Raw genomic sequence first — 19,177 nt, 5'->3', positions numbered from 1 at the left:
TTTAATTCAGGAGCAATAAATGAATATTGAGAATAGCGTTGTTGTCATTACCGGTGCTAGTCAAGGTCTAGGCCAGATGATGGCTGTAACTCTAGCTCAAATGGGCGCTGAATTGGCTTTAATTGATATCAACTCAGCTGGGCTACGTCAAACGCAAGATCAGTGTCATATGCTAAATAGTAAAGCAATGATCTATGAGGCTGACGTAACAAGCGAAGAGGAAGTTGTTCAAGCATTTGCGCATATTATTGAAGATTTCGGTCATATTAATGTCTTAATTAACAATGCTGGTATTCTTGATGATGGCTTGCTGGTTAGTGAAAGTAATGACGTATTAACGAAAATGCCTTTAGAACAATTTCAAACGGTGATGGATGTTAATGTTACTGGTTCATTTTTGTGTGGACGAGAAGCTGCTGAAAAGATGATCAAAACTGGATCACAAGGCGTTATTATTAACATTTCAAGTGTCGCTAGAGCAGGAACATTAGGCCAAACTAACTACGCGGCATCAAAAGCTGCAGTTGCAACTATGGCTGTGGGTTGGTCGAAAGAGTTAGCAAAATATGGTATTCGTGTTGCTGCAATTGCTCCCGGTTTGATTGATACTCCTTTAACAGACCAATTGAAGCCCGAAGTGCTTGAAAAAATGAAGGCGTCAGCACCTTTAGAGCGTGTTGGTGAGCCTGAAGAGGTTGCTCATACAGTGAAGTATATTATTGAGAATGACTACTTCACTGGGCGTATTCTCGAAATTGATGGTGGTATGCGTTTATAACGTTAATTAACCGTAAAACATCGCATATAGTGCCATACCTCCGCCAGCTACAAACATAACCATAGAGACAGTAAAGGCGAATTTAGCAAGGTATGGCATTAATTTTTCCATGATATTTCTCTGCTCATTATTGTGTTGAATGGATAGTACCTTTCATCTTCTATTTAGTGAAGATAATTAAATGTAACAAATATAATTCTATCAGTTACTCTTTTATACTTAATTCGTATACAATTACGAAAAACAAGATTAGAGACATCTAATGAGTATATTAAAGTCTGCAAAACTCGCTTACAGTCATAAAAATCACGGTAAAACATTGTCTATCGCTAAATATGCGTTTAGAGCAATGGTATATTCACGCCAATATAAAGAACTTGCTCATTTCTTTTCAAATGCCCAACGACAAGAAGTCATTGAGCAGCAACCTGAATTTTTAATGCGCTTTACAAAACCCTATTTGGCTACGTGTTTTTCTAAAAATCAAATTGTTGAGGTTTTAAAAAAACATTATAACTGGATGGAAAACCATTTTTCAGACTCAGCTCGCCATACTATTTATACTGATGAATTAGAGCTTTATAGCTTTGATATTGAGGATAAATCCTATCAAGTCAAACTAAGTTTTGATCATACTTATCGTCGCGAGGGTGAGTTAGCGTTAATACTGACAGATAGCAACGATCACCGTTATTACGCTATCGCATTTACCGTTATTGATAACGATATTTATGTTGGTTGTATGCAAGGTGGTGCTAACGATAATGGATTTAGCCGCTTATTTACGAAAGCTTTTTATGGCTTACGACCAAAGTCATTTATGGTTGAAACCTTACGTTTATTTGCTAATGATATGAATATTGAACATATCTATGCGGTTAAAAATAGTGCGCATGTATACACCGCTAAGCGTTACGGTAAAAAAGCGTCAACGATTAATCTTAACTATGACCAATTATGGCAAGAGCATAATGGTGAAGAATTCAATGATGACTTCTATTTGTTACCATTACACACAGAGCGTCGCGCAATGGAAGACATTAAACGACCAAAGCGTAAAATGTATCGCGAACGCTATGCGTGGTTAGATGAATACGATCAAGAGTTGAAAGAGAAGTTAGACGCAGTTTCTATCGTTCACTAAGTATTCTTTAAAGTGGCAAGGGATTGAATACATATTGCATCATGGCGCCAATATTCCAAGTCACAGTCAATAAGATTATTATATTGATCATAATTTAAGCGTTCTACAAACATAGCAGGACTACCTGCTGTAGCACGAAGCGCTGTCGCTGTAGAGCCTGTTAATGATGTAGTGCTCACACGATAGCGCGTTTTTGAATATATGCGTTTGTAATGTTCACGGTAAATAATACTGAGAGAGTGAGTAAAATCTGTTTCCAGTAAATCTGGAAAGAATGACGGTAAGATGTAGTTGGTTACTACAACGACAGGGCGATTATCGAGAAAACGTAAACGCTTGATTCGATACAATTCATCTTCAGTGGTAGTTTGTAGTAATTGTGCTATTTGCTTATTGGGTTTGACTAATTCAGCAGAAAGTAACTCCGATCGGGGAGTGCGACCTTGTGCCATCGCCATTGCAGGAAACTCTGTGGTATTCGTTGGATCATAAATTAATGGTTGGGGTGATATAAACCAACCACGACGATCTTCTCTAAAGAGTTTTCCCTCAGACTCAAGTAACGATAATGCTTCTCTCAAGGTAATACGAGTTGTGTTAAACGACTCTGCCAATTTTCTTTCTGATGGCAGTTTTTGTCCTAATTGACCTGATTCAATTTGTTCAAAAATAGCATCCTTGATCTTTAAATATTGCACTAAACCACTCTCTTTTAACTGGTGCCGAATTTAATTTTTATCCGTTAAACAGTATTATATGGATATAAAATAGAATTATAAAAGTATTAATATACAAGAGGGCAAGCGTTCCCTTGCCCTTATATTATTTACCGTTTACGCCATGTTTGTGTTGTTCTTTCAAGTAATTGACTGACACCAACATAACTTATTTTCACCATTGCCGTTGTGATTAATAACATCACAGCCATTGCTGCTGCTGGTCCTGTTTGTCCTGCTTCATCCATATTTAGTACAGAAACTGACGCTGGCATAGTATCTGTTGAATATAAAAATATAATCGCAGAGGTTGTCGTCATTGCATTAACAAACAAATAGACAAAAATATCCAGAATCGCTGGTGCGCACACAGGTAAAGTAACTTTAAAAAATGCTTTATATTGCGGCAGTTTTAATGATGCCGAAATTGCTTCGATTTCTTCAGGTAATTGTTTTAATGCCGTGACTGCCGTCATATGACCCACAGTGTAGTAATGCATTATTGTGTTAATGACCAGAATAGTAAGTGTGCCGTAAATAATTGTTAGCGGGTTCGCGCTATTATTAAAAAAGAAAATATAACCTAAACCAAGCACCATTCCAGGAACTGCCATTGGAATAATTGCAAACATTTGTAGCAATTGACGAAGCGGACCCAGACAGCGTCCTTTTTCAATACAGTATGCACCTAGAAAAATGGTTATTGTTCCGAAAACGGCAACCAATACACCTAACTTAATCGAATTAAAATATGGTTCCCAACCGGATGCACTAAATTGCGCAAAGTTATAATTATGAAGACTAAGGGTGGTATTCCATGGCCAAAATGTGACGAGCGAGCCGTAAATCGCCATACCAATAATTGCTATAATAACGAGACAAATAAGGCTACAAAAAATAAAGCATAAACCATCTCGGATAAAGTTAGCTTGAGGCACATAAGCGACAGAGCGAGAATCAAATAGCCCTTTTTGTTTTTTCTGTACCCAACGATCAGCCGTAAAAGCAAGAATTGCTGGCACCAGTAACGCAACACTGGTTACCGCACCCATCTCAAAGTTTTGTTGACCAACTACTTGTTTGAAAATATCAGTTGCCAGAATGTTATAGCTACCGCCGATAACCTTAGGTACTGAAAAATCACATACAACAAGTGTAAATACCACAATCAACGCACTTATCACACCGTATTTCGCTCCTGGTAACGTCACGATAAAAAATGTTTTTAATGGCGAAGTATTAAGAGCTTTTGCTGCTTCGTATAATCTTGCATCTGAGGTGCGAAGTGACGTTTTGATGATCATCAAAGCATGAGGAAAACACCAGAAGGTTAAACCAATAGTTATTCCTATTGGGCCATAAATGGAGTGCCCCATTAGAAGTTCTTTAGCAATCCCTTGATTACCTAAGATATAGATTAAACTGAGTGCTGGTAACAGCGAAGGTGCGAGGATTGGCGCTGTTCCTAAAATACTAAATAACCCTTTAAATGGCATACAACTGCGGGTTAAAGCGTATGCGTAACAAAAAGCAAATAGACCAACGAGAGAAGTGACAGTAACACCAATAAAGAGCGTATTTCTGATTGATTGCCATACTGAAGAGTATGAAAAATACTCTACAAAATTGGCTAAACCAACAAATTGTCCAGTGTCATTTTGCATGCTCTTTTGAAGCATAGAAAAGAGTGGTGCTATAACAAAAGTCCCCATCATTACTAAAAGTAAAATGAGTATGACCGCAATAATAAAGTTGTTCTTAGTAACAGTATTTTTCAAAATTGCCAAACGCACATTGAGTGGTATCGATGTTATTTGATGACGACTATTTGGGATAGCTTTAGCTGGAAGTAGAGAAGCCATAATCATTAATCCTTTAAAATTGTTAAATCACTGAGCTTTAAAAATGTGGGTATATTGCTGAGTGATGTTCACGAAGAGGAAATGACCTTCCTTAATGGCAAGACGTCGTAGTTCTCTAATTGGTACGTCGACTTTAATATTTTTAGTGGGGTTATAGCCTTGCAGTCGACAATTTGCGCGTACGTAAGTACCTTGAAATTCTAAATCTTCAACTTGAACAGGAATCGAATATGCTGATTGTTGATTATTATCGGTGAAATGAATATCTTCAGGGCGCAGACCTAATTCAATACGTTGTCCACGATTAAGATGCTCATTCGGTGAAGGTAACAAAGTTTCACCAATTCGGATTTTATCGTCACTCACAACAGATGCATCAATAAAGTTCATGCTACCAACGAACTCTGCGACAAAGCGCGAAGCAGGATTTTGATAGATTTCTTCAGGTGTACCAACTTGCTCAATGACACCGTGATTCATGACAACAATTCTGTCAGCCATTGATAAAGCTTCTTCTTGATCGTGAGTTACCATGATTGTGGTAATGCCAAGTTTACGTTGAAGTTGGCAAATTTCATCACGAAGGTGTGTTCGTACTTTTGCATCTAATGCGGATAGAGGCTCATCGAGTAATAGTAAACCCGGTGACAAGGCGAGTGCGCGAGCCAGAGCAATACGTTGTTGTTGACCACCCGATAATTGGCTTGGGTACTTTTCACCAGAATCTGGCAATCCAATAAGTTCTAACCAATATGTGACAATGTCACTCGCTGTTTTATGAGATTTACCTTGATTACGTAAGCCTAATGCAATATTTTCTGATACCGTTAGGTTTGGGAATAGGGCATAAGATTGAAATACTATACCGAAATCACGTTTTTCTGGCGCAAGGAAAGTCGTGTCTTTGCCATCTTGAATGATATGACCTGAGCTCGCGATATCCATGCCAGCAATAGCGCGAAGTAAAGTTGTCTTACCGCAGCCAGAAGGACCTAGAAAACAAATAAATTCCCCCTTATTGATAGCGAGGGAGATATTCTTTAAGGCGGTGAATTGACCAAAATGCTTACAAAGGTTGTCAATTTGGAGATATGTACTCATGGTGATAACTCATACTAATTGGTATATACCAAATTTAGTCTTCAAGAGTTACACTTCAATGACGTAAGTTTTACGCAAATAAGACAGTTTATATTTGCGAGATATAAGGGAAAGATCAGTATGTATTTAAAATATATATAATAAAGGGTGCTGACTGATAACAAATATATATCTGTTTAATCTACCAACACCCTCTAGTTTTATCTCGATTTATTCACGTATCACACAAGACCGACGGTGAAATGTAATCCGTAAAAAACACCACGGCCAATTAATTCAGCAATAAACATTACGATAAACGCGAGTACGCCGAGCTTGGTTGTAAGCGAAGCTTTAAAAGCTGATGTTATCCATAATCCAGCCGCAATAACCAATAAAGTTAAACGCGTAACTATTGAACCCGAGTAGTTTGCTAAATGGTCAGCACCTGTTTGAATTGATGTCGTTATTTCAGCTATATCAACTAATTGCCACGCTGTAACAATGAGGTGTAGAGCGATAATGATTACACCTAAGATGGCCAATTTTACATTGAGATCACGACTTGATGAGTTTGTGAAGTTAAGTAATACATATGCTAATAGTATTCCTGACATTAATACGGTGCCAATAAATTCAACATAAGTAAAACTACTGTTCCAAACTGGCACAGTATTTATCAAATAAACTTTTACCATTGCTGCCATAAAGACAATACCAGCAATTGAAACAATTATACGAGCAAGCTTTAAAATAGACTCATTGGCGACTTTAAACAGATCAGCAAGCCAGTAAATTCCACCAAGAGCAAAAAATAGACTTCCCGTTAAGATCTCATTTGAAAGGCCTGAATGTCCAACACGGTTTAATGCATTGAATGCACGGAATGGGCTGCCTAAGTGCATCGTTGAAGCTGCAAAACCAACGGCCATAAATGCCCATAAGATAAACATGCTAAGAACAAGAGGGCGGCGCTGTTTGAATGTTGATCCCATTGCAGACAGGCGCGAAGCCATAATGATATAACTACCAACAGCTGTCTGTGCTAGAACGGTAAAGATGACTAATGGTAATTCAGGATAAATCATGATTTAACCTCTCTAGGGTTTTGTAAAAATCCGCTAGTATCACCAACCGGTTTACCATTAGGATTTAATTTAATGATCAAATTCGGGTGCGTAATGCTTGAATCTGGCAATGGTGCACAATTTGCGTTACTACCATATTTTTTACGCAGTTCACTAATCTCACCAAATTCGATGGCACGCAGTGGACAACTATCAACACAAATAGGCATTAGTCCTTCAGCAACACGTTCAAAACAGCCGTCACACTTCGTCATGTGACCTTTTTCTTCACTGTATTGTGGTGCACCGTATGGACAAGCCATATGGCAGTATTTACAACCAATGCAGACATCTTCGTTAACAACAACTAGACCATCTTCTTCACGCTTATGCATTGCACCTGATGGGCAAACTTTTGTACATGCAGGATCAGAACAGTGATTACATGAAATTGAAAGGTAGTAAGAGAAAACATCTTGGCGAAAAACGCCGTTATTTTCACTCCAGTTTCCACCAACATATTCATAAATACGGCGGAAGTTACGGTCTATACCTAGATCTTTATTATCTTTACATGAAAGCTGACAGGTTTTACAACCAGTACATTTACTGGAATCGATGTAAAAGCCATATTGTTTCTTAGGTGTCATTATGAAGCTCCCATGCTTTTCACTAGTTTAACTTCAACAAGGTTGGTATGAGATGGATTCGACTTTGCCAGTGGGCTAGGTCGGCTGGTGGTCAATACGTTAATTGAACCCGCTTGATCCACACCTTTACTGTTCGGAGAGTACCAAGCACCTTCGCCTAGTGCTGTAACATGCGGCATAATACGCGGTGTTACTTTCACACGAACATTCAATTCACCTTGTTTGCTTCTCACATTGACAAGATCACCATTTTTAATGCCGCGAGTTTGTGCATCAATAGGGTTCATCCATAGCTCTTGTGGTGCAGCTGCTTTTAACAAGGCAACGTTGCCATAAGTCGAGTGGGCACGAGCTTTATAGTGGAAGCCAGTAAGTTGCAGTGGGTATTCTTTACGATCTTTTGAATCCCAACCATTAAAGGTGGAATGGTATTCAGGGATAGGCGTAATATGCTCATCACTGTCTAATTGCCATTCTTTAGCAATGGTCGCTAATTGCTCAGAATAGATTTCAATTTTACCTGACGGTGTTGGCAATGGATTCGCTTCAGGGTTTGCACGGAAATCTTCATAAGGAACATGTGGACGTTCAAATTGTTTTTTGTAGATCCCTTGCTTACGCATTGTATCGTAATCTGGAAGATGCGGATCGTTGTTTTGTTTAACGGTTTCGGCATACATCCATTGTAACCATTCTTCTTGCGTACGACCTTCAGTAAAGGCTTGTTCCACACCCATACGCTTCGCTACACCCGTCATGATGTCGTAAATAGGTTTACACTCAAAGCGTGGTTTAATTGCTTGGCTTGCGAAAATAAAGTAAGGCATTGATGCCGCTGCGCCATCCATACAGAAGTCAGACTGTTCGGAAGTTGTACAATCAGGTAGCACAATATCGGCATATTTTGCAGATGATGTCATGTGATTATCGATAACAACAATCATCTCACACGCTTTTTCATCTTGTAGGATGTCATGGGTACGGTTGATATCAGAATGCTGGTTGATTAAACAGTTACCCGCATAGTTCCAAATAAACTTAATTGGGTTATTAAGCTTTTCTGCACCTAAAAGACCATCCGTTTTATCTGTCATTTCATGAGCACGGAAAATAGCGTCGGTCCACAGGAACATTGGAATGGCTGTTTTGATTGGGTTCTCTACTTTAGGAAAGCGCACAAAAGGATAACTATGATTTCCTTCACGAGCACCAGTACCACCACCTTGAAGGCCTACTTGACCTCTCAGTAGAGATAACATCATGATAGCTTTACAGGCTTGTTCGCCATTAGCAGAGCGTTGTAAACCCCAACCTTGAGTAATATAAATACGGTTAGAATTGCCAATTTCACGGGCTAATTTAATGATTATATCGCTTGGAATACCTGTAATAGGAGCAGCCCACTCTGGTGTTTTAGCTGTATTATCGTTGCCATGACCCAAGATATAGTCTTTATAGCTACCGTTTTTTGGCGCAGATGCTGGAAGAGTTTTCGCATCATAACCAACACAATATTTATCAAGGAAAGCTTGGTCGACTTTGTTTTCAGTGATCAATACATGGGCAATCGCAGCACACAGTGCAGCATCAGTACCATGTTTAATCGGAACCCATTGATCTTCTCGACCACCTGCGGTGTCCGTATAGCGAGGATCAATACAAATAGTGCGGGTATGATTGATCTTTTGTCCATCAACGAAACTATGAACCTGACCACCGCCAGACATACGAGTTTCAGCAGGGTTGTTACCAAACATGATACATAAGTCGGCATTTTGAACGTCATCAATACTGTTGTTATCAACAAATGAGCCGTAAAAGAATTCACTCATACGTTCAATATTTGCGGCAGAATAATCACCGTAATGGTTAAGGTAACCACCGCATAGGTTCATCATTCGAGCAATCAACGTACTTGAAGGATCCCAACTTTTAGTAACAGTGCCACCAAGGGTACCTGTACCGTAATTTAGGTAAACAGCGTCATTTCCATACTCGTTAATGGTATGTTTAAGACTATTACCAATAATATCAAAAGCTTCATCCCAGCTAATACGTTGGAACTTACCTTCACCGCGTTTACCAATACGTTTTAATGGATATTTTAAGCGGTCGGGATTATATACGCGTTGGCGCATTGAGCGTCCACGTAAACAAGCTCTGACTTGATGTGAATGGTTGAAAATGTCGTCACCAGTATTATCTGTTTCAACATATTTTATTTCACCATCAACAACATGCATTCGTAAGGGACATCGAGAACCGCAGTTTACAGTACAAGATGACCAGACGATTTTTTCATTAGGTTTAGTCGGTGTTTCTTTTGCTAGAGCTTTTACGCTGGTGAATGGTAGGGACATACCACCAACACTCGCAGCTAATAAAGAGCCACTTTTTAATACATTACGTCGAGTAATGCTCAATGACTTTTTTAAGTTAGACACGATATTTCCTTGGGACATTGCTTATTTGAATCACAATTATGCCTATATGAAATGATCGTTTATTGTTTTATGTCAATATATATAAAATAGTTAAAAAGTATTGTTGTGCTAACGGTAAAATTAATAAATTGTGAGTTGAAATGTATAGCAGTGCTGATCTGGATAATATAAGAGTGTTTAGTCGTGTTATTGGAGGGTTATTTTATTACCATCCAAGCCAATATGACGTTTCTGGTGTAAGCACTGTGCTTACATTAGAAAATACAGGGTATACACAATTTGATGTCACAACTAATGCCTTCTTAAACACTGATTCAGATGTATTAGCTGTTTGGCATGATGAACTCTTCACTGGGGTAGGTGAAATGAAAGCACCACCTTGGGGCTCGGTATATTTAGATCGAGAGTCTGTTGTGTTTGGCGAATCGACTTTAGCTTTTCGTGCTTTTTTAAAGCAATATGATATTGAATTTGAAGCTTGTCATAATGAACCAGAAGATCAATTTGGATTGATGTTAATGGTTGTTTCAAGCTTGATAGAGGCTAAGGAGTTTGATGCTGTTAAAGCGTTGCTTTCGGTTCATATATTGCCATGGGCAAGTCATTATTTAACGTTATTAGAACAAGCGGCACCAGAAGGTGCTTACCATCAGTTAGCTTTATTAGGACAAGAGTTTCTTGAGGTGCTTACTGAGGAGTTTGGTGCTGAAGCAATTCCTAGCAAGGTTTATTTTAATGCGCGAAGCTAAACAGTATAGTCGCCGAGAGTTATTTACCCGATTTGCAAGAACACAAACCCAGGTGATTCAAGAAAAAATCGTGATAAGTAATACTTGCGATAATATTTATGGTTATTGTGAAAGTTGTAGTGACAGTTGTCAGCAGCAAGCGATTACTTGGCTAGCTGAGAGTAAACCTGTGGTTGATCATGAAAAATGCACGCTTTGTAAAGAATGCATGATTAGTTGCTATATTTCAGCAATCTCTATTAGTTAGAATTAATGTGTTATTCATTTAAAACGCCGAGCCTGTGATAGGCTCGGCGTTTTAAAGTTAGATTAATTAAGATTTTGGCTCAGATTTCGAATCAAACTTTTCAGACCATGTTCTTAGTACATCTTTGCGAGATGATGCCATTTTTGAGAAGTCCATTTTAACCATGGCTTTTTCAACATCAGGGTAGTTTGGTACTGGTTTAGATTCTGCTTTACGACCTACTACAGGATAGAATTCGTTGTATAATTTGTTAGCATCGGCTGAAATTGACCAATCGACTAGGCGCTTTGCTGCTGCAGATTTAGCATTTACAAGACCAACAGCTTCCGCTTCCCAACCAACACCACCTTTAGGCATGATCACATCGATAGGTGCTCCTTGTGATTTTAGTGTTGCACCGCGAATGGCCATAGAGATACCGATAGCCACCTCACCTTGTGCTGCTTGAACGCATGGCTTAGAACCAGAGTGAGTGTAGTGATCGATGTTTTTATCAAGCTTCGCCATGTATTCCCAGCCAGCCTTATCACCCATAGTCTGTAGCCATGCTGAAACCTGCATGTAGCCAGTCCCCGAAGAAGCAGGGTTAGGCATTGCAATATGGCCTTTGTATTCAGGTTTTAATAAATCTTGCCAAGATTCAGGTTTAGTTAAACCGAGTTTCTTTCCAACCACTTCGTTATAACAAACCGCATTAAAAAATGCGTCGTTACCAAACCATGCTTTATTTGCTTGTGGGTCAATAAGAGAAGGGCGAACTTGATCTAAACCTTTAGGAGAGTACGGCTTTAAGATGCCGTTTTCTTTAAGCAATGCCATTGAAGATCCAGCCAAGCCCCAAACAACATCAGCGCGTGGTGCGTCTTTTTCAGCAAGTAATTTTGCAGTCATGATCCCTGTTGAGTCACGTACCCATTTGATTTTGATATCTGGGTTAGCTTTTTCAAAACCATCTTTAAATTTAGCTAACATATCAGTTTCAAATGCACTGTATACCGTTAGTTCCTCTGCGGCAAAAGCATGTGTCGCTGAAAGTACTGAAATAGCAGCAAGAGGGGCTAGTATCCAACGGTTCTTCATTGTTGTATCTCCATGATTGATAAAATCTAACTCAATGTTGTAATTTTGGTATGTACCAGTTTGTGAGCCATTACGATGCTAGGGTGTCTTTATGACGCTTAGATGATTACTGTATTTCAGTTTTAAGGCGGTTTTATGTGGCTTATATGACTGAACAAAGATGAGAGTTTTCTAATATGAATCTTTTATTAACTCTTTAGATGAGCCATTTACAGCTTGGTTTTTAACTCGTTATAGTTTTTAAACTGGTATAGTCCAAATGAGATTAAAAGATGGAAAACTCGACGAATCAATACTTGCTGTTAACCCCCGGCCCTTTAACAACAACGCAGTCTGTTCGTGAGGCAATGTTAAAAGATTGGTGTACATGGGATGATGATTACAACAAAGATATTGTTGAAGTGATTCGCACTAAACTGGTGGATTTGGCAACACAATATAACGGTTACACATCAGTACTGATGCAAGGGAGTGGGAGCGCCTCAGTAGAAGCAACAATTGGCACAGTTATCCCTGCTGATGGCAAATTATTAGTCATTAATAATGGTGCTTATGGCAAGCGCATCACTCAAATTGCTGAGTATTTAAACATTGATCATCATGTTATTGAGCTAAGTGAAGTTGAACAGCCAGATCTTGAGCATATTGCTAATTTGTTGGATGCCGATTCAGATATTACACATGTTGCCATGGTGCATTGTGAAACCACGACAGGCATGTTGAACCCGATTGAAGCGGTTTGTGATTTAGTTAAATCACGTAATAAGATCATGATCTTAGATGCAATGTCGAGTTTTGGTGGTATTCCAATGGATATTGGTGAGCTTGGTGTTGATTTTATGATCAGCTCTGCTAATAAATGTATTCAAGGCGTACCTGGATTTGGCTTTGTTATTGCAAAAACGTCAGAGTTAAAACAATGCCAAGGACGAGCACGATCATTATCGCTAGATCTCTATGATCAATGGGATTGCATGGAGAAAAATAACGGTAAGTGGCGTTTTACCTCTCCTACGCATACCGTACGTGCTTTCTATCAAGCCATGTTAGAGCTAGAACAAGAAGGTGGTGTTAAAGCTCGTTATCAACGCTATCTATCGAATCAACGCTTACTTGTAAAGGGCATGGAGTCATTAGGCTTCAGGTGTTTACTACCTCAATCACTTCATTCACCAATTATCACTTCATTTGACTCACCAACAGCGCCAAATTACGATTTTAAAGAGTTTTATACTCAGTTGAAATCACATGGTTTTGTTATTTATCCGGGGAAAGTTTCAAACGCTGATTGTTTCCGTATTGGTAACATTGGAGACGTCCATAACGATGATATTCGCCGTTTATTAGATGCAATTGCGCAAACCATGTTTTGGCAGAAGGCTACACAATAATGAGTATGACTGCTGAAAAAAATCTACATCTGCGTTGTGAGGGGGATACCAATACTACTGAGGCTCGAACAAAGTGGTATCGAAAATTAAACTCACCGCAAACCGAAGCAATGTTAGCGCAAGACAGCGAGTACTTTTTACATCAATCCATGTCCACACCTTGTATGAATGCGTTAGCAGCAGCCGATGGTATTTATATAGAAGATATTAGTGGTAAACGTTATATGGATTTTCATGGTAATAACGTTCACCAGCTGGGGTATGGTCACCCTAAAGTGTTAGCAAGCATTCAACAACAATTGACTGAATTGCCTTTTGCTCCGCGACGTTTTACTCATCAAGCTGCGATTGATTGTGCAAAGAAACTAACAGAAATCGCTGGTGGAGAACTCGATCGCGTGCTGTTTGCTCCCGGTGGAACATCCGTGGTTGGTATGGCATTGAAATTAGCCCGTATTGTTACGGGTAATGCAAAAGTGATTTCGTTGTGGGATTCATTTCATGGCGCGTCTTTAGATGCCATATCAGTAGGTGGTGAAGCGTGTTTTCGGCAGGGGATGGGACCATTAATGGCTGGCGTCGAGCGTATTCCACCACCGATTACCTATCGTGGCGCTTTTCCACGTGAAGATAATAGCGATTTACATTACGCCGACTACCTTGAATATGTCATTGAAAAAGAGGGCGGTGTAGGAGCATTTATCGCAGAAGGGTTACGCAATACTGATGTACAAGTGCCTTCAAAAGCCTACTGGCAACGGGTACGTGAAATATGTGACAAACACAATGTTTTGCTGATCATTGATGATATTCCAAATGGTATGGGAAGAACTGGTCACTGGTTTAGCTATCAAGCTTTTGGAATTGAACCTGATATTTTATGTATAGGCAAAGGCTTAGGTGGTGGTGTTGTGCCATTTGCAGCTTTAATTACGAAAGATAAATATAACCAAGCTGCTGATATTTCATTGGGTCACTACACCCATGAGAAAAGCCCGATAGGTTGTGCCGCCGCGCTTGCGACCATTGATGTCATCGAATCTGAAAAGCTATTAGATAAAGTAAAGCAAGACCAAGACTATGTATCTGAACGTTTATCTCAAATGCAAAAATCTTATCCCGTCATTGGCGATATAAGAGGGTTAGGGTTGTTATGGGGGATTGAACTTGTCACCGATCGCCTCACTAAAAGCCGTGCCTATGATGCTGCTGAACAAGTGCTATATCGATGCTTAGAGCTAGGTTTAAGTTTTAAAGTCTCGCAAGGTAACGTACTGCAATTAAGCCCCCCACTGATTATCAAGCGTGAAGATCTTGCTCATGCATTAGATATTGTTGAGCAAGCTATTAGCGAAATCATTATTAACTGAATTAATGTGAAAAATTAAAAGGATAGAAAATGAAACAGATTAAGGGTGTAATTTTTGATTTAGCTGGAACCGTAGTCGATTTTGGTTCATTTGCACCAACCACTATCTTTGTAGAAGCATTTCGACGTGGTTTTGACTTTGATATTTCATTACAAGAAGCTCGTGTACCAATGGGGCTAGGTAAGTGGGATCACATTAAGGTTGTGGGTGAGTTACCAGACGTTTCAGGGCGCTGGTACGCACAGTTTGGTCGTAAAATGGAAGAATCAGACATTGATGCGATTTATGAAACGTTTATGCCATTACAAATTGCAAAAGTTGGTGAACATGCTGATTTAATTCCAGGCACAGAAAGTGTTGTGGCTGTGTTACGTGAGCAAGATATTAAAATAGGTGCATGTACTGGTTATCCTCGCGCAGTGCTAGACGCCTTACTGCCTTCTTTAAATGCTAATGGTTTTGTACCTGACTGCGTTGTTGCCACTGATGATCTAGCCGTAGGTGGTCGTCCTGCAGCCTTTATGGCATTAAAAAACATGCTAGAACTAGGACTTGGCGATGTTTCAACGTGTATTAAAGTGGATGACTCTGTTCCTGGTATTAGTGAAGGGTTAAATGCAGGGATGTGGACTGTGGCGTTATTATTATCTGGTAACGAGGCAGGTCTTACTCAAGAGCAATTTGAATCTGCAGATATTGACACTTTAAACGCTGCACGTGAAAAAGCGCAGAAAGCATTTAGTCATTCTGGTGCTCACTATCAAATTGATACCATAGCAGATTTACCTAAAGTTGTGGCTGATATTAACCTTCGTCTTGCAAGGGGTGAAAGGCCCTAATTTAGTGATTATATAGTTATCATATAATTAATAAGTGAGTTAGTTCTTTTGTAGAAGGCTAACTCACTAGATTTATAGTCCTGTTTATTCATATTAAATTTATATTTCAATTGTTTGCTGTTATTAAAACGTCATACAAAGATTTTATTGTTTCTTTAATGGTCTATACCAATAAAGGAAGCAGTAGGGTATGCATAATAGTCATTTCCAACCATTTTGGTTTTCAGAAGCATTAAAGAAAGAATCTGATAATACAGTTACCTCACTCAAACACGATATTCAAACGGATGTATGTATTGTTGGAGGTGGTTACACTGGTTTATGGACCGCTATTGAGCTAAAGAAACAGCAGCCGAATCTCGACATTGTGATTATAGATAAAGGCTTATGTGGTAGTGGTGCATCTGGTCGAAATGGGGGATGTATGCTGACATGGTCAACTAAATATTCCTCCATGAAGAAACTCTACGGTGAAGAGGAAGCGGTAAAACTAGTACAAGCATCTGAACGTGCTGTTTATGAAATAGCTGATTTTTGTAAAGAAAATAATATTGATGCTGATCTACGTCTTAATGGCACTTTATATACAGCAACAAATAAAGCGCAGCAAGGTGCAATGAAAGGTGTACTTGAACAACTATCTAAACATGAAGTGAATAGTTGGCAGGAGTGGCAAAATGATAAGGTCCAGCAAGAAGCTGGCTCAAAGCTACATTGTGAAGGGTTTTATTCACCCGCAGCGGCAAGCGTACAACCTGCGTTATTAGCGCGTGGGCTTAAGCGTGTTGCTGAAAACATGGGGATTAAAATTTATGAAAATACCCCTATGGAAAATATCAGCACAGAAATTCCAATTTCAATCACGACACCAGAAGGCGATATTTTTACCAAAAAAGTTGTACTCGCGTTAAATGCATGGATGCTAGAACAATTTCCGCAGTTCAAACGAAATGTTGTTTTAGTTAGCTCTGATATGGCGATCACTCAACCAATTCCTGAAAAGCTTAATGATATGGGATTAAAAGATGGTAAAACCGTTATCGATTCACGTATTTTTGTGCACTATTATCGCTCGACGTCCGAAGGGCGTTTAATGCTGGGCAAAGGAGGGAATTATTTCTCCTATGGTAATAAAATCAGCAAAGTATTTGATTCACCGAGTCGTTATAGCAAGCTGTTGCGACGATCATTTAATAAGCTTTTTCCAAACCTTGAAGAAGAAAAATTTGCTGCGACATGGACTGGCGCATCGGATCGTTCAACGACGGGCTTACCATTTTTCGGCCAATTAGATGGCAATAAAGATATTGTGTATGGTTTAGGCTATTCGGGAAATGGAGTGGCACAAACTTGGATTGGTGGGCAAATATTATCTTCATTAGTACTCGAACAACAGAATGAGTGGAGCCAAAGTGGTCTTGTATCAGGGCCTAAAGGTAGTTTTCCTCCTGAGCCAATTCGATGGTGTGGTGCGATGATGGTGCGTAATGCAATTCGTCGAAAAGAGTGCGCCGAAGATAATGGTAAATCGCCTCTTTGGTTAGATAAGCAATTAGCAAAATTTGCTAATGCGGCTGGTAAAGCTGATAAGGCTTGATATATAGAATAAATAAGAAAAAGGCTTGTTCTAATAGATTTTAAGAACAAGCCTTTATCTGTTTATACCTCGAAAAAGATTTAGCCAGCAGCGACGTTATCTTCAGGGTATTTAAGCAAGGTTGGTTTAGGACGAGCTAACATGTATGCCAAGGTTAATGGGCCTAAACGACCGATGATCATGACTACTATCATGATGTATTTACCTGGTTCAGATAAGGTTGCAGTTAAACCAGCAGTAACGCCTACGGTTGCAAATGCTGAAATGGTTTCAAACATTACCTCATAGAATGGTGCTTTTTCCGTGATCATTAAGGCAAACATTGCAATGGTAAGTACAATGCCACTAACAACAATGATGGCCAGTGATTTCGTCACCGTTTGGTTTGAAATTGTGCGCTTAAATAGCACTACACGATCACGTTGCTTTAAGAACGACCATGTTGCCAAAATGGCTACGACGAAGGTTGATACCTTAATACCGCCACCTGTAGATGTTGAACCAGCACCAATAAGCATCAATAGCATCATGACCAACATAGTTGGTTCGGTAAACTTACCAATATCAACACTGTTGAAACCGGCTGTACGTGCTGTAGCTGATTGGAAAAAGGCTGCTAACCATTGCCCTGATTCATTAAGTGGTCCTAGAGTATGGCTATTATGGTGTTCTAAAAGCCAAATCATTACGGTACCGACAAATAATAGGATGGGTGTTGCTATTATCATTATTTTTGAATGCAAAGATAAAAAATGGAACCCACGATGTGCATTTCTTTTGATATCAGAGATAACAGTAAAACCTAAACCACCTAATATGAATAATGATGAAATCGTAATAATAACGAGTGGATCATCAACATAGCGTGTTAAGCCGTCAGAGAATAAAGAAAAACCCGCATTGTTAAAGGCTGAAATCGAATGGAAGACAGCAAAGAATAAACCTTGCTCCCAACCCATCTGAGGTACCCAGCGTAGCGACAGAAAAAATATACCGATCAATTCACAAATAAGCACAAAGATGATGATGTGTTTTACAAGGCGGCGAATATTTGTGAATTTATCTTGTCCTAATTGCTCTTTCGTTAATGCTTGTTGACGTAGACTTAACCGCAAGCCGAACATGTAAAGTAAAACGGCAGACAATGTCATTTGTCCTAAACCGCCAATTTGCATGAGTAGCATTAATAACACTTTACCACTAATGGAAAAATGCGAGCCTGTATCTACTACGCCTAAGCCCGTTACACTGATTGCTGAAGTTGCAGTAAATAGAGCATCGACAAAACTAAGCCCTGAAACTGAAAATGCAGGTAACGTGAGCAGGATTGCTGCTGGTATTAAAATGGCTAAAAAACTAAAAATGATGATCTTAGGCTCAGACCATCTTTTTTTATGGTTGTCAGTTTTGATAGGGACATACATGCCCCTGTTTGGAATGAAACTCATAGCTTTCTTAAAGTCTCAGTTAATATTTTTTCAGGTCCTGTGATAATTAAAATATCGCCAACTTGTAACTCAGTACTTGGATCTGGAGCTTTACGTACTTCAGGACCACGTTTTAGTGCTAATACTTGGGTTTCTTTATGGGCACCACATGGATGTTCAGATATTTTACGTCCCATATTTTTTGCAGTAACAACCACTTCTGCGAGTGAAATACCACTTCCTAGTTCAGAGAACTCAAAAATACGTTTATCTAACATATTGCGAGCTATACGAATCCCCATATCACGTTCTGGACGGATGATCTTATCAGCGCCAATTTTAGATAAGATTTTGCTATGAGGTGTATCTTTTGCTTTAACCCAAACTGTTTTAACTCCCGCTTCTTTTAAAAGAAGGGTAGTAAGAATACTGGCATTAACATCTTCACCAATTGACACCATAACAAGATCATAATCATCCAATTTTAGCTCAGAAATGGTGGCTTCATTTGAACAATCGGCAACAACAGCTTGAGTTGCGACATCAGCCGCTTTACGCACACAGGTTTCATCAAGATCGATAGCAAGTACTTGAGCACCGCGCTCGCTCAGTTCTTCGCAAAGTGACATGCCAAATCTGCCAAGACCAATAACGGCAAATTGTTTATCTTCAGGATTCATTGTTTTTCCCCAAACTGTTTTAGTGTAGCGTTTTAATTGTTTTGTTGTTGATTCAA

General features: G+C 39.2%; 18 protein-coding genes. 8 read left to right on the top strand and 10 right to left on the bottom strand.

What is annotated here, in order from left to right; translation table 11 throughout:
- Nucleotides 1–19: 19 nt before the first annotated feature.
- Nucleotides 20–778, top strand: a complete 759-nt coding sequence (locus BTO08_RS20445) for an SDR family oxidoreductase (RefSeq protein WP_005364780.1) — start codon at nt 20–22, stop codon at nt 776–778.
- Between the two features lie 6 nt (nt 779–784).
- On the opposite strand, the gene BTO08_RS20440 is transcribed toward BTO08_RS20445, so the two are convergent.
- Complete coding sequence (locus BTO08_RS20440) at nt 785–877, bottom strand: 3-ketoacyl-ACP reductase (protein WP_105062703.1); 93 nt, start codon at nt 875–877, stop codon at nt 785–787.
- 163 nt (nt 878–1,040) lie between these two features.
- Here BTO08_RS20440 and BTO08_RS20435 point away from each other — a divergent pair, with 163 nt between their 5' ends.
- Entirely contained in the window at nt 1,041–1,922 is an 882-nt protein-coding gene (locus BTO08_RS20435) for a VirK/YbjX family protein (protein WP_105062407.1), read from the top strand.
- Here the strand turns inward: BTO08_RS20435 and phnR are convergent.
- The 6 genes from phnR to BTO08_RS20405 all read right to left on the bottom strand — a co-directional run bounded on the left by phnR (nt 1,919) and on the right by BTO08_RS20405 (nt 9,759).
- Nucleotides 1,919–2,620: a phosphonate utilization transcriptional regulator PhnR gene (gene phnR / locus BTO08_RS20430; RefSeq protein ID WP_105062406.1), complete on the bottom strand. Its 702-nt coding sequence runs from the start codon at nt 2,618–2,620 to the stop codon at nt 1,919–1,921. The genes BTO08_RS20435 and phnR overlap by 4 nt on opposite strands.
- Before the next feature lie 128 nt (nt 2,621–2,748).
- Complete coding sequence (locus BTO08_RS20425; RefSeq protein WP_105062405.1) at nt 2,749–4,500, bottom strand: putative 2-aminoethylphosphonate ABC transporter permease subunit; 1,752 nt, start codon at nt 4,498–4,500, stop codon at nt 2,749–2,751.
- Nucleotides 4,501–4,527: 27 nt separating this feature from the next.
- On the bottom strand, nt 4,528–5,607 hold the full coding sequence (locus BTO08_RS20420; protein WP_431356682.1) for a putative 2-aminoethylphosphonate ABC transporter ATP-binding protein: 1,080 nt from the start codon (nt 5,605–5,607) through the stop codon (nt 4,528–4,530).
- Between the two features lie 215 nt (nt 5,608–5,822).
- The gene (locus BTO08_RS20415) at nt 5,823–6,668 is read right to left on the bottom strand and encodes a dimethyl sulfoxide reductase anchor subunit family protein (RefSeq protein WP_105062403.1); all 846 of its coding nucleotides are present in this window, start codon (nt 6,666–6,668) and stop codon (nt 5,823–5,825) included.
- A complete protein-coding gene (locus BTO08_RS20410) occupies nt 6,665–7,297 on the bottom strand; it encodes a DMSO/selenate family reductase complex B subunit (protein WP_006643938.1) in 633 nt (210 codons plus the stop codon). Before BTO08_RS20410 ends, BTO08_RS20415 begins: the two co-directional genes overlap by 4 nt.
- Entirely contained in the window at nt 7,297–9,759 is a 2,463-nt protein-coding gene (locus BTO08_RS20405) for a DmsA/YnfE/YnfF family dimethyl sulfoxide reductase (protein ID WP_105062402.1), read from the bottom strand. The genes BTO08_RS20410 and BTO08_RS20405 overlap by 1 nt, the downstream gene beginning before the upstream one ends.
- Nucleotides 9,760–9,881: 122 nt before the next feature.
- Between BTO08_RS20405 and BTO08_RS20400 the strand changes: the two genes are divergently transcribed.
- Complete coding sequence (locus tag BTO08_RS20400) at nt 9,882–10,490, top strand: molecular chaperone TorD family protein (RefSeq protein ID WP_105062401.1); 609 nt, start codon at nt 9,882–9,884, stop codon at nt 10,488–10,490.
- On the top strand, nt 10,477–10,737 hold the full coding sequence (locus BTO08_RS20395; protein ID WP_005364793.1) for a 4Fe-4S binding protein: 261 nt from the start codon (nt 10,477–10,479) through the stop codon (nt 10,735–10,737). The genes BTO08_RS20400 and BTO08_RS20395 overlap by 14 nt, the downstream gene beginning before the upstream one ends.
- A gap of 66 nt (nt 10,738–10,803) precedes the next feature.
- On the opposite strand, the gene BTO08_RS20390 is transcribed toward BTO08_RS20395, so the two are convergent.
- Nucleotides 10,804–11,817, bottom strand: coding sequence for a putative 2-aminoethylphosphonate ABC transporter substrate-binding protein (locus BTO08_RS20390; RefSeq protein ID WP_105062400.1), 1,014 nt, complete (start codon nt 11,815–11,817; stop codon nt 10,804–10,806).
- Nucleotides 11,818–12,089: 272 nt separating this feature from the next.
- On the opposite strand from BTO08_RS20390, the gene phnW reads away from it, so the two are divergent.
- The 4 genes from phnW to BTO08_RS20370 all read left to right on the top strand — a co-directional run bounded on the left by phnW (nt 12,090) and on the right by BTO08_RS20370 (nt 17,014).
- Nucleotides 12,090–13,208, top strand: coding sequence for a 2-aminoethylphosphonate--pyruvate transaminase (phnW, locus tag BTO08_RS20385; protein ID WP_105062399.1), 1,119 nt, complete (start codon nt 12,090–12,092; stop codon nt 13,206–13,208).
- Entirely contained in the window at nt 13,208–14,578 is a 1,371-nt protein-coding gene (locus tag BTO08_RS20380) for an aspartate aminotransferase family protein (RefSeq protein ID WP_105062398.1), read from the top strand. The genes phnW and BTO08_RS20380 overlap by 1 nt, the downstream gene beginning before the upstream one ends.
- 29 nt (nt 14,579–14,607) lie before the next feature.
- Nucleotides 14,608–15,417 (top strand): phosphonoacetaldehyde hydrolase, encoded by an 810-nt coding sequence (gene phnX / locus BTO08_RS20375; protein ID WP_105062397.1) that lies wholly within the window; start codon nt 14,608–14,610, stop codon nt 15,415–15,417.
- Between the two features lie 190 nt (nt 15,418–15,607).
- Nucleotides 15,608–17,014, top strand: coding sequence for an FAD-dependent oxidoreductase (locus tag BTO08_RS20370; protein ID WP_105062396.1), 1,407 nt, complete (start codon nt 15,608–15,610; stop codon nt 17,012–17,014).
- Between the two features lie 80 nt (nt 17,015–17,094).
- On the opposite strand, the gene BTO08_RS20365 is transcribed toward BTO08_RS20370, so the two are convergent.
- The gene (locus tag BTO08_RS20365; RefSeq protein ID WP_431356681.1) at nt 17,095–18,438 is read right to left on the bottom strand and encodes a TrkH family potassium uptake protein; all 1,344 of its coding nucleotides are present in this window, start codon (nt 18,436–18,438) and stop codon (nt 17,095–17,097) included.
- A 20-nt stretch (nt 18,439–18,458) separates the two neighbouring features.
- Complete coding sequence (locus BTO08_RS20360) at nt 18,459–19,121, bottom strand: potassium channel family protein (RefSeq protein ID WP_198038515.1); 663 nt, start codon at nt 19,119–19,121, stop codon at nt 18,459–18,461.
- Between the last annotated feature and the right edge of the window lie 56 nt (nt 19,122–19,177).

The organism is Photobacterium angustum (assembly GCF_002954615.1).
In the GTDB taxonomy this organism is placed as follows: Bacteria; Pseudomonadota; Gammaproteobacteria; order Enterobacterales; family Vibrionaceae; genus Photobacterium; species Photobacterium angustum_A.
This window is presented reverse-complemented; position numbering and strand designations above follow the sequence as displayed.